This is a genomic window from Nocardioides sp., from assembly GCF_036267815.1.
In the GTDB taxonomy this organism is placed as follows: Bacteria; Actinomycetota; Actinomycetes; order Propionibacteriales; family Nocardioidaceae; genus Nocardioides.
Map to the genome: position 1 here is coordinate 56,395 of NZ_DATAVI010000002.1, position 10,350 is coordinate 66,744.

Below are 10,350 nucleotides of genomic sequence, written 5' to 3' on the forward strand. Positions count from 1 at the left end.
TGATGACGCGAGAATAGGTGCTCGCTCCTGTCCGCCGGGTGTGCCACTCGTGTGCGGAGCCGGTGATTCGTCGGTGATGCCTGCGGGCTAGCCTCGCCGGGTGAGCTTCCCGCACGTCGAGCTGGCCGCGGATCCCCACGACCGCATCGCGCTGCGTCGCGCGGACGTCGCCTGGCTCGACCGGGCGTGGTCCGCGCCCACGACCCGGGTCCTCGTGGTGGCCGGGAGCAGGGTGAGGTCGACCGACGGCGCCGTGCCCTGGGTGTCGAGTGCCGAGCTGCCCGGTGCCGAGCTGCCCGGTGCCGAGACAGCTCCGTCCACGCGAGTCCTGCTCGGCGAGCGGGACGGCAGGGTCTGGTTCGCCCACGTCGTCGACCCGGCCTACGCAGAGGGCGAGGAGTGGGTCGGCATCCGAGAGCTCCTGCCCCACCTGGCCGGCGACGGTGTGGAGCAGGCTCCGCTGGTCTTCCACGCGATCGGCGTCGCGGAGTGGCTCCGCGCGACCCGGTTCTGCCCGCGCTGCGGTGGGCGGCTGGAGGTCCGCCTCGCCGGGCACGAGCTGGAGTGCGTGGAGTGCCACCACCGGCAGTTCCCGCGCACCGACCCGGCGGTGATCATGGCGATCTCGCGTGGCGAGCCCGGCACGCCCGAGGAGGAGCTCCTGCTCGGGCGCCAGGACCGCTGGCCGGAGGGTCGCTACTCGACCCTCGCCGGCTTCCTGGAGCCCGGCGAGTCGCTCGAGGACGCCGTTCGGCGGGAGGTGACCGAGGAGGTGGGGGTCGTGGTGGGCGAGGTCGCCTACTTCGGCAACCAGCCCTGGCCTCTGCCGGCCAGCCTGATGCTCGGGTTCCGCGGGCGCGCGGTCTCGGGGGAGATCCACGTGGACGGCGTTGAGATGCAGGACGCCCGGTGGTTCACCAGGTCGGCGATACGCGACGAGACCGCCGCCGGCACGCTCGTCCTGCCTGGCGGGGTCTCCATCAGCCGCTCCCTGGTCGAGGACTGGTACGGCGGGCAGCTCCCCGGCTCCTGGTAGTGAGCGCGGACCGAGCGACCCGACCGAGCCGACTCAGCTCGCCAGCGCGGCGAGCTTCTCCTTGACCTGCATCAGCGACGGGTTGGTCTGCGCCGTCCCGTCGGAGTAGACCAGGGTCGGGACGGTCTGGTTGCCGTTGTTCACGGTCTCGACGATCACGGCCGCCTCGGGATGCTGCTCGATGTCGACGACCTCGTAGGAGATGCCCTCGCGGTCCATCTGCCCCTTCAGACGATGGCAGTATCCACACCACGGGGTGCTGTACATCGTGACCGAGCCGCTCATCGTCGCAGGCTGTCCCTTCTCGCGTCTAGGGTTGCTGCCGTTGTCAACCGTCGTCGCCCAGGAGTTGTTCCCGCGTGAGCCGAAGCCCCGATCTCGCCGTCGACCTGCTGGCCTCGCTCGACCCCGAGCAGCGACAGGTGGCCGAGGCGCTGCGGGGGCCGGTGCGGGTGCTGGCCGGTGCCGGCACCGGCAAGACCCGCGCGATCACCCACCGCATCGCGCACGGCGTGGCCGAGGGCATCTACGCGCCGACCGAGGTGCTCGCGGTCACCTTCACGACCCGGGCGGCGGGCGAGATGCGGGGCCGGCTGGCCCGCCTGGGTGCGAGCGGGGTCCAGGCGCGCACGTTCCACAGTGCCGCGCTGCGCCAGCTGCGGTGGTTCTGGCCGACGACGTACGGCGGCGACCTGCCCACCCTGACCGAGTCGAAGATCCCGCTCGTGGCCGCGGCGTCGCGGGCGCAGCGCGTGCAGACCGACCAGGCGCTGCTGCGCGACCTCGCCTCCGAGATCGAGTGGGCGAAGGTCAGCAACGTCGGGCCCGACGACTACGCGCGCGTCGCGCCGGGGCGCGGCCGCGAGGTCGCGGGGCTCGATGCCGAGACCGTCGGCCGTCTCTTCGGCGGCTACGAGGAGGTCAAGCGCTCGCAGGCGCGGATGGACATGGAGGACATCTTGCTGCTCACCGCCGGCATGCTCGCGGAGGAGGAACGGGTCGCGGCCCAGGTCCGTGCGCAGTACAAATGGTTCGTGGTCGACGAGTTCCAAGACGTCTCGCCGCTCCAGTCGGCCCTGCTCGACCTCTGGCTCGGCGGTCGCGACGAGGTCTGCGTCGTCGGTGACCCCGCGCAGACGATCTACTCCTTCGCCGGCGCCGACGCGGCGTACCTGCGCGACTTCCCACGCAAGTTCCCGCGGACCACGTCGCTGGAGCTGGACCGCAACTACCGCTCGACCCCCCAGGTCGTCGAGGCGGCGAACTCCGTGCTCGCGGGCTCGGCCTCGACCTCGGTGCGCCTGCGTGCGCAGCGTCCGGCTGGTCCCGTGGTCCGCTTCGTGCCGGCCCCGGACGAGGTGGCTGAGGCCGAGGGCGTGGCCGACGCGGTGGGTGGGCTGCTGCGCGACGGCGTGCCCGCCTCCGAGATCGCGGTGCTCTTCCGGATCAACGCCCAGTCCGAGGCCTTCGAGGAGGCGCTCGCCTCCCGGGGCCTGCCTTACGTCGTGCGCGGCGCGGCGCGGTTCTTCGAGCGCGCGGAGGTCAAGCAGGCCGTGGCACTGGTGCGGGCGGCCGTGCGTACCGACGAGTCCGGCTCGCCCGTCACCGACCTCGTGCGCGCGGCCCTGGTCGGCATCGGCTGGTCGGCGCAGGCGCCGGTGGCACGCGGGCAGTCCCGTGACCGCTGGGAGTCGCTCCAGGCCCTGATGACGATGGCGCAGGAGGCAGCAGGAGCCACCCCCGAGGAGTTCCTCGCCGACCTCGACCGTCGCGCGGCCGAGCAGCACGCTCCGGCTGCCGGCGGTGTCACCTTGGCGACCCTCCACGCCGCCAAGGGCCTGGAGTGGGACGCGGTGTTCCTGGTCGGCATGCACGACGGCGCCATGCCGCTGACCCACGCGACCTCCGACGCGGAGGTGGAGGAGGAGCGTCGCCTGCTGTACGTCGGGATGACCCGCGCCCGGGTGCACCTGACCGTCTCCTGGGCGGCGGCCCGCGCCCCTGGCGGGCGGGGCAACCGCCAGCCGTCCCGCTTCCTCGACGGCCTCCTCCCGGCGTCCGCTCGGGCGGCCGCCGCGAAGCCGCGCGGCCGCAAGGCCGCACACTGCCGCGAGTGCGGCAGGCCGCTCTCGACCGCGGTGGAGAAGAAGCGCGCGCGCTGTGAGGACTGCCCCGCGTCGTACGACGAGGAGCTGTTCGAGCGCCTGCGGGCGTGGCGCAAGACCCGCGCCGACGAGGAGAGCGTGCCCGCCTTCGTGGTGTTCACCGACGCCACCCTCCAGCTCATCGCCGAGCACCGGCCGACGACGCCGGCGGCCCTCCTGCGCATCAGCGGGATCGGCCCGACCAAGGTCGAGCGCTACGGCGACGGAGTCCTGGCGCTGCTCGACGAGTCCCTGGCTGGTGCCTGAGCAGGGTTTGACGGACACCCGAGCGGGGCCTGACCGGAGCCTGAGCGGGTTCAAGGTCGCCCGGCGGACGTTGGCTGGGTCGCCGGCTGGCGGCCGACGTCACGAGCCGGCAACTTTCTCAGAAATAGGCACTAAATGGTTTGCCGCTTACGACGCCGTCCCGGTAGCGTTCGTCCCACGATGTAACCGACCGCGCATGACGACCCGTGGCAGGGTCGGCGCCCGACACCCGAAGGAGGTGGCCCGCATGATCGAAATCACCCGCACGATGACGGCTCAGAGCCCGTCGTTCGGCATGTCCGCATATGGCCAGACCTCCCTCGAGGCTGCGGCGTTTGTCGGCGCTCAGGTGTCGACGTGCGCCCGCGTCCGCCACATCGGGGGCATGGGCCTCGCCACCGCCAAGGACTTCCCGGGTACCTCTGCCTGGAGACCACCGTCCTGTTGACCTCAACAGTGATGAGCAGCCTCCAGGCCGCGGAACCCGAGTACCGGGATCCGCGGCCTTTCTGATTTCCACGCCAGCTTCATGCACCAGCGATCAGGTCGACAAGGAGGTGAAAGACATGACCATCACTGTTCTCGACTGCCGGGACGGGATCGCCGAATCGCTGCCTGCGACGCTCGGCGAGCTCCACGACACGGCTGAGACGGTGCCCGACGAGCTGCTGCCGTGCCGAGTCAATGACTCGGACCTGTGGTTCGCCGAGTCACCGGCCGACGTCGAGTTCGCCAAGGCGCTGTGCCAGGACTGCCCGGTGCGGGACCTCTGCCTCTCCGGAGCTCTGGACCGGCGAGAGCCCTGGGGCGTCTGGGGCGGAGAGCTGTTCCTGCAAGGAACCGTGATTCCCCGCAAGCGTCCGCGCGGGCGCCCGCGCAAGAACGAGCAGGCCGCCTGATCACCAGGTGACCGGCCCCGTGAGACGGCCACTGTCTGACAAACGAAAGCACTTCCTTGATCACACACCAGAATGGAAACAAGCTGATGATGAACCAACTCATGCACGAAGACCTCGCGCGCGCGCATATGGCCGCGCGCCTGGGAGAGGCGCAGCAGCTCCGACGGGGTCGCCAGCAGGTGGCGGCGCGTCGGCTGAGCCGCAAGGCCGAGCAGGCCGCGCGGCAGGCGCGCCTGGCCCTGGCCCGCGCCATCTGAGGAACACCGCCTCGACCTGATCGCCGCGTGTTCTCCAGGAGCCCGGTACGACATCGTCGTACCGGGCTCCTGGCATCTTTGGCGGCTAGGCTGAAGGCGTGCGCACCTGCGACTTCTGCGGTCGGCAGGCCGAGGACGCCGAGACCATGACGTGGACGACCTCGGTCGAGAACGGTCGTCGCAGGACCTACTGCGATACCTGCTCGCGCGAGCACCTCCGCGCCATCGAGGGCAAGCTCGACCACGAGTGGTGGTGACCGCAGGTCGAGCCCGGGCCCAGCCCCTACCCCCAGGCGCAGCCGCAATGGGCGTGACGCAGCCAGTCGCGGCGGCTGACCTCGAGGTCGCTGGTCACGGTGACCGTCGCCGACCTCAGGGCTGACGGCCGCCCGTCCAGCACCCGGGCTAGGTCACGGGCCGCCCATGACATGGCGAGCTGGACCAGGCAGGCGTCCGGCTCGGGCGCCCGCGCCGCCGGCTGCTCGTGGAGCTGGAGGAGCACCGTGGCGCGCCGTGGGTCGAGATCGCCGAGGTGGGCGTCCACGCAGCGCAGGCATGCGGTCCGGCCGGGCTCGACGAACGGGCCCAGACGGACCGACGACGGCGAGACGGCCAGCCACAGGTGCGGCTCGTCGTCGCGAAGCAGGGAGTCGGAGAGCGAGCGTCGAGGCTCGCCGACGGTGGCCAGGAGCCGTGGCCCGCGGTCCGCGTCTCGGGTGAGCCCCGCCGCCGCGCAGGCTCGCCCCAGGGCCGGCTCGAGCTGGGAGTCGACCCGCGCCACGAACGACGCGAGCCCCTGTGTCGACCCGGGCCGACGGCGCGCCACGGCATCGACCACCCAGCCGGTCCGGACCAGCTCGTCGAGCAGGTCTCGCAGGTGGGCGGGTGCTCGGCGAGGTGCCTCGGTGAGGGTCCGGAGCAGCCCCGGTCGGTCGGAGAGCACCAGGCGGTCGGGCGGGTCGAGACCGAGCTGGAGGTGTCGGTCGTCGCGCCGCACGACGCGAACGCCGGGCCGCAGCACCGGCCGCACCAGGTCGGACCACGAGGTGGCTGTCGTCACGAGACGACGCTGTCACAGGATCTGGTCACGCGTGACGGGCCATCCACAGGCCGTAGGCCCCGCCGTGGGCGGGTGAGCGTGCGAACGGCGCCACCCGTCGTGGGTGACGCCGTTCGTCGAGGTCGGTGCGGTGTCTCAGGCCTTGCCGAGGATCCGGTTGAGGTTGGTGCCGCACACGGGGCACACGGCCTTGGCCATCCGGGTGCCCTTGTCGTTGACGCGCACCTCGCCCTCGGCCTCGCGCTTCTCCTTGCACTTCACGCAGTAGAACTCGCCGCTCCAGGTCTCCGCCATGACGGCCTCCTTGCTCTCTGATTCACGGTCGTCGCGACGGGGGATTCAGGGGAAGCCCGCCGGGACCGGGCCACGCCTGGCGGCCGGTCGTAGGCGACCCTACGGCACGCGGGGCGCCAGGTGCACTCGGCACACCGGTGAGCGTGGCGGAGTCGATTTTCACGCTCAGTCCCCGATCCGGGCCGCGGGCGCGGTCGACCCCGGTCCGGAAGGGCCTCAACGCAGTTGTGGGGGCGGCGGCAACGGGGGTTCACCGGGCGTTGAGACCCCCCGCGCCGGGACTCTCGAGGGGGTCCGCCAGACCGCGACCCCGCCCGAGCCGGTGGCGGACATGGCGAGACGGGGTCCCGGGCGCCAGACGTCGCTTGCCTTCCCCTTGCGAACGCCGTCCGGAGTCCCGGGGCCCCGTCTGCCACCACGCTAGGAGGGCCGTGGTGGCAAGGTCAACGGAGCGCAGGGCCTGGTCGCCCCAGGCTGTGGACAACGCTGTGGAGAAACGCCGTTCGACCTGTGGACAACTCCTCGATTCCGGGGGGTCGGCTGGGGAGGCCGTGTGGAGCGAGGGCGGCCCGCGTGCGGTCCCGACCGGTTGACCAGCAACAATGTCGTGCACCGGGTGTGGACGGAAATTTCCGTGCCTGGGGACAACCGCCGCTGAGCGCCCGACGAGCCGCGGACGCCCGGGGCCCGGGAGACCCGGGAGACCCTTGAGACCCTTGAGACCCAGAGAGCCAGACGGACCGAGGAGGGAGTCGATGTCCGTGCCTGATGACTCGCCGACGGCCTACGAGGACGGGCCGGTCGCGGCCCTGCGGCGGGTCGCCTTCTTGATGGAGCGTGGCCGCGAGGAGACGCGTCGGGTCCAGGCATTCCGCCGGGCCGCGGCCACGATCCTGCCGCTGCCGGCCGAGGAGGTGAGCGCTCGCGTCGACGCCGGCACGCTCACCGAGCTGTCCGGGATCGGACCGAGCACCGCCGCCGTGATCGAGGCCGCCGTGCGAGGACGGGTTCCCGGGCGCCTCGAGAAGCTGGAGGCGTCGTACGCCGGTCCGCTGACCCAGGGTGGTCGTGCCCTCCGGGCCGCCTTGCGCGGTGACCTCCACTCTCACTCGGACTGGTCCGACGGTGGCTCGCCGATCGAGGAGATGGCCTTCACCGCCATCGAGCTCGGTCACGAGTACCTCGTCCTGACCGACCACTCGCCCAGGCTGACCGTCGCCAACGGGCTCAGCGCCGCCCGGCTCGGTCGGCAGCTGGACGTCGTCGACGCCGTCAACGCCCACCTCGCCGGCTCGGGCTTCACCCTGCTCAAGGGCATCGAGGTCGACATCCTCGACGACGGCGGCCTGGACCAGACCGAGGAGATGCTCGGCCGGCTGGAGGTCCGGGTGGCCAGCGTCCACTCCAAGCTGCGTCAGGACTCGACAGGGATGACGCGCCGGATGCTCGGCGCGATCGCCAACCCGTTCACCAACGTGCTCGGCCACTGCACCGGCAGGATGGTGATGGGCAACCGCGGCACCCGGCCCAGCAGCGAGTTCGACGCCGAGGCCGTCTTCGCGGCGTGCGCCGAGCACGACGTCGCCGTCGAGATCAACTCTCGTCCGGAGCGTCGTGACCCGCCGTCGCGGTTGATCGCGCAGGCCCGCGACGCGGGTTGCCTGTTCTCGATCGACTCCGACAGCCACGCCCCGGGGCAGCTGGACTTCCTCGACTACGGCTGCGAGCGCGCCGAGACGGCCGGCATCGAGCCCGACCGGATCGTCAACACGTGGCCCCGCGACCGCCTCCTCGACTGGGCCACCCCCTCCGGATAGTCCGTACCGAGCTCGCCCCTTCACGGGCCTCGATCCGGCGTGTCTGGGGCGAAAGTGGTTCGGACCATCCCGGCACGGGCCCGCCTCCGCTTCGGTGTCGGGGGTGTTGGCTACCTTGTCGCCATGACCACCTCGGCGCAGACTCCGGCTCACCCGGCGGTGGAGGTGCGACGTTCCAAGCGGCGTCGACGCACGGTGTCGGCCTACCGCGAGGGCGAGCGGATCGTGGTCCTCGTCCCGGCCAGCCTCAGCCGTCGCGAGGAGGCCGCTTGGGTCGAGACGATGGTCGCGCGGGTGGAGCGGGCCGAGGCCAGGCGGCGTCCGACCGACGAGGACCTGATGGAGCGCGCGGCCGCGCTCAGCCGCGCCTGGCTCGAGGGCCGCGCCGTTCCCCTGACGGTCCGGTGGGTCGACAACCAGCGCAGCCGGTGGGGCTCGTGCACGCCGGTCGACCGCTCGATCCGGCTGTCGCGGCGGCTCCAGGAGATGCCCGGCTGGGTGGTGGACTACGTGCTCGTCCACGAGCTGGCCCACCTCATCGAGGCCGCTCACAACCCGAGGTTCTGGGCCTGGGTCGACCGCTACCCCGAGTCCGAGCGGGCGAAGGCCTGGTTGGAGGGCTACTCCTGCGGTGCCAGGCTGGAGGGTGCCGCCGACTGAAGCCTGCTGATGGCAAGCGCGATCAGGGTCACCATCTCGTCCTCCAGCTCGGGCAGCGCCGTGACCGGCCACCACCGCACGTCGAGTGACTCCTCGCTGACGTGATGGTCGGTGTCGCGCGGTGCCAGCGCGGCGTACCTCACGTCGAGGTGGCGCACGGTGCGCCCCGGCTGGCAGAAGTCGACCGCGTGCGAGTCCAGATGCACCGGCTGCGGGTCGAGGAGCAGGCCTGGCAGGCCGGACTCCTCCGTGGCCTCGCGCAACGCGGCGGCGAGCAGCGACGCGTCGTCCGGCTCGTAATGGCCGCCGAACGCGAACCAGCGCCGGGCCCGTCGGTGCAGGTTGAGCAGGACCGCGTCCAGGTCCGGCGACAGCACGACCGCTCCGGCCGTCAGGTGGTCGGGGGTGCACGCGCGCAGCAGCCCGTCGGGTCGCGCGCGCAGGTGCACGACGTACTCGTCGCGGAGCCGGGCCTGGTCTTGTGTGCCCGCCTCCCACGCCTCCAACGTCGCCAGCGCGGCGGCATGGGCACCCGTCGACGGGCTCAGCTCACGACTCCTCGGCCGGGCCGTCGCCGGCACCGCCCATGCCCCGCTCGAGGAGGGAGCGCAGCTCGGCGTCGAAGGCGTCGTCGCTGAGCTGCTCGGGGGACTCCGACCCCTCGCGGAAGCCCAGAGGATCGTCCAGATCGGCGTCGGTGGGCAGCAGCTGCGGGCTCATCCAGACACCGTCGCGCGCCTCCACGCCCTGACGGGTGCGCAGCGAGCCCCACAGGGTCGAGGCGTCGCGCAGGCGGCGAGGGCGCAGCTCCAGACCGACCAGGGACGCGAAGGTGTCCTCGGCGGGACCACCCGCGGCCCGGCGGCGGCGGACGGCCTCCTGGAGCTTGGTCGCGTTGGGCATCCGCTCGGCCGTGGCCTGGCCCACGACCTCGTCGACCCAGCCCTCGACCAGCGCTAGGGCGACCTCGAGACGCTCCAGCGCGGCGTCCTGCCGAGGCGAGCGCGGAATGTCGAACAGCCCGCCCTCCATCAGCTCCTGGACCTTGTCCAGGTTGCCCGGGTCGACGCCGCGCAGGCGCTCCTCCATCGTCTCCTGGATCTTGTCGGTGTTGATCTCGATGCCCTGGGCATAGTCGGTGACGGCGCCGATCAGGTGGTCGCGCAGCCAGGGGACGCCCGCGAAGAGCCGCTGGTGGGCGGCCTCGCGCAGGGCGAGGTAGAGCAGCACGTCGGACGCGGGGACGTCGAGGCCCTGGGCGAACACCACGACGTTGGCCGGGACCAGCGCAGCCAGGCCAGGGGCCGCGAGCGGGAGCCCGATGTCGGAGGCCGAGACCACCTCGCCGGCCATGGCGCCCAGGCCCGAGCCGACCTGTCCGGCCAGCATGGCGCCCACGGCCTTGCCCAACATCGCGATGATCGGCCCGCCCATGCTGGCCGCCTCAGCCGGGAGGGCGCTGCCCAGCGCCCCCACCGACGATGCCGCGATCGGCTCGACGAGCACCTTCCAGACCTCGGTGGTGCCTACCACCCACTCGGCGCGGCTCCAGGCCGCCGACGAGGTCACGCCGGAGGGGAACTGGGTCGTGTCGTCGAGCCAGTGGTCGGCGAGCCGGACGGCGTCGGCGACCTCGTCGCGCTGGCGCTGTGACGGGCTGGGGTCGGGCTCCCGGGCGACGGTCTTGCGGGCTGTGTCGACGGCGAGCTCCCAGTTCAGCGGCCCGTCGTAGGGCTGCATCATCGACTGGAGGTGGCTGAACAGCTGGGTCAGGTCGGGTGCGCCCCCGCTGAAGAACTGCTCGAACGGCGTCCCCCGGAACGGGTTCTGGTCGTCGGGCGGCTGCTCGGTCATGGCTCAACGGTACGCCGTGACCGGTTGTGGCCGGGGACGGTGAGGCGGCGATGAGGGGGCAG

12 protein-coding genes are annotated in these 10,350 nt (G+C 72.1%); 7 read left to right on the plus strand and 5 right to left on the minus strand.

Annotated elements, in window-relative coordinates; translation table 11 throughout:
- The first annotated feature begins 100 nt into the window (after positions 1-100).
- On the plus strand, positions 101-1,036 hold the full coding sequence (gene nudC / locus VHW64_RS00490; RefSeq protein WP_329648530.1) for an NAD(+) diphosphatase: 936 nt from the start codon (positions 101-103) through the stop codon (positions 1,034-1,036).
- 33 nt (positions 1,037-1,069) lie between these two features.
- Here the strand turns inward: nudC and VHW64_RS00495 are convergent, their stop codons facing one another.
- Entirely contained in the window at positions 1,070-1,321 is a 252-nt protein-coding gene (locus VHW64_RS00495) for a mycoredoxin (protein ID WP_329648531.1), read from the minus strand.
- 74 nt (positions 1,322-1,395) lie between these two features.
- Between VHW64_RS00495 and VHW64_RS00500 the strand changes: the two genes are divergently transcribed.
- From VHW64_RS00500 to VHW64_RS00515, 4 genes are all read left to right on the plus strand, one after another.
- Positions 1,396-3,447, plus strand: a complete 2,052-nt coding sequence (locus tag VHW64_RS00500) for an ATP-dependent DNA helicase UvrD2 (protein ID WP_329648532.1) — start codon at positions 1,396-1,398, stop codon at positions 3,445-3,447.
- 566 nt (positions 3,448-4,013) lie between these two features.
- A complete protein-coding gene (locus tag VHW64_RS00505) occupies positions 4,014-4,346 on the plus strand; it encodes a WhiB family transcriptional regulator (RefSeq protein WP_329648533.1) in 333 nt (110 codons plus the stop codon).
- A 56-nt stretch (positions 4,347-4,402) separates the two neighbouring features.
- Positions 4,403-4,603: a hypothetical protein gene (locus VHW64_RS00510; protein ID WP_329648534.1), complete on the plus strand. Its 201-nt coding sequence runs from the start codon at positions 4,403-4,405 to the stop codon at positions 4,601-4,603.
- A 98-nt stretch (positions 4,604-4,701) separates the two neighbouring features.
- Entirely contained in the window at positions 4,702-4,860 is a 159-nt protein-coding gene (locus tag VHW64_RS00515; RefSeq protein WP_329648535.1) for a hypothetical protein, read from the plus strand.
- Positions 4,861-4,886: 26 nt separating this feature from the next.
- Here VHW64_RS00515 and VHW64_RS00520 read toward each other — a convergent pair whose 3' ends face one another.
- Positions 4,887-5,663 (minus strand): TOMM precursor leader peptide-binding protein, encoded by a 777-nt coding sequence (locus VHW64_RS00520; protein WP_329648536.1) that lies wholly within the window; start codon positions 5,661-5,663, stop codon positions 4,887-4,889.
- A gap of 135 nt (positions 5,664-5,798) precedes the next feature.
- Entirely contained in the window at positions 5,799-5,957 is a 159-nt protein-coding gene (locus tag VHW64_RS00525; protein WP_089503918.1) for a DUF5679 domain-containing protein, read from the minus strand.
- A gap of 755 nt (positions 5,958-6,712) precedes the next feature.
- Here VHW64_RS00525 and VHW64_RS00530 point away from each other — a divergent pair.
- Both VHW64_RS00530 and VHW64_RS00535 read left to right on the plus strand, forming a co-directional pair.
- Positions 6,713-7,774 carry a PHP domain-containing protein gene (locus VHW64_RS00530; protein WP_329648537.1) on the plus strand — a complete coding sequence of 354 codons (1,062 nt, stop codon included), beginning with the start codon at positions 6,713-6,715 and terminating at the stop codon, positions 7,772-7,774.
- 123 nt (positions 7,775-7,897) lie between these two features.
- The gene (locus tag VHW64_RS00535) at positions 7,898-8,434 is read left to right on the plus strand and encodes a M48 family metallopeptidase (RefSeq protein ID WP_329648538.1); all 537 of its coding nucleotides are present in this window, start codon (positions 7,898-7,900) and stop codon (positions 8,432-8,434) included.
- Here VHW64_RS00535 and VHW64_RS00540 read toward each other — a convergent pair.
- On the minus strand, positions 8,395-9,015 hold the full coding sequence (locus VHW64_RS00540; RefSeq protein WP_329648539.1) for an NUDIX hydrolase: 621 nt from the start codon (positions 9,013-9,015) through the stop codon (positions 8,395-8,397). The genes VHW64_RS00535 and VHW64_RS00540 overlap by 40 nt on opposite strands.
- On the minus strand, positions 8,984-10,288 hold the full coding sequence (locus VHW64_RS00545; protein WP_329648540.1) for a zinc-dependent metalloprotease: 1,305 nt from the start codon (positions 10,286-10,288) through the stop codon (positions 8,984-8,986). Before VHW64_RS00545 ends, VHW64_RS00540 begins: the two co-directional genes overlap by 32 nt.
- Between the last annotated feature and the right edge of the window lie 62 nt (positions 10,289-10,350).

Excerpts from the sequence above, each read along its gene's own strand:
- VHW64_RS00535 (WP_329648538.1), top strand. The coding sequence starts at position 7,898 with ATGACCACCTCGGCGCAGACTCCGGCTCACCCGGCGGTGGAGGTGCGA.
- VHW64_RS00525 (WP_089503918.1), bottom strand. The coding sequence starts at position 5,957 with ATGGCGGAGACCTGGAGCGGCGAGTTCTACTGCGTGAAGTGCAAGGAG.
- VHW64_RS00545 (WP_329648540.1), bottom strand. The coding sequence starts at position 10,288 with ATGACCGAGCAGCCGCCCGACGACCAGAACCCGTTCCGGGGGACGCCG.
- VHW64_RS00505 (WP_329648533.1), top strand. The coding sequence starts at position 4,014 with ATGACCATCACTGTTCTCGACTGCCGGGACGGGATCGCCGAATCGCTG.
- VHW64_RS00530 (WP_329648537.1), top strand. The coding sequence starts at position 6,713 with ATGTCCGTGCCTGATGACTCGCCGACGGCCTACGAGGACGGGCCGGTC.
- VHW64_RS00495 (WP_329648531.1), bottom strand. The coding sequence starts at position 1,321 with ATGAGCGGCTCGGTCACGATGTACAGCACCCCGTGGTGTGGATACTGC.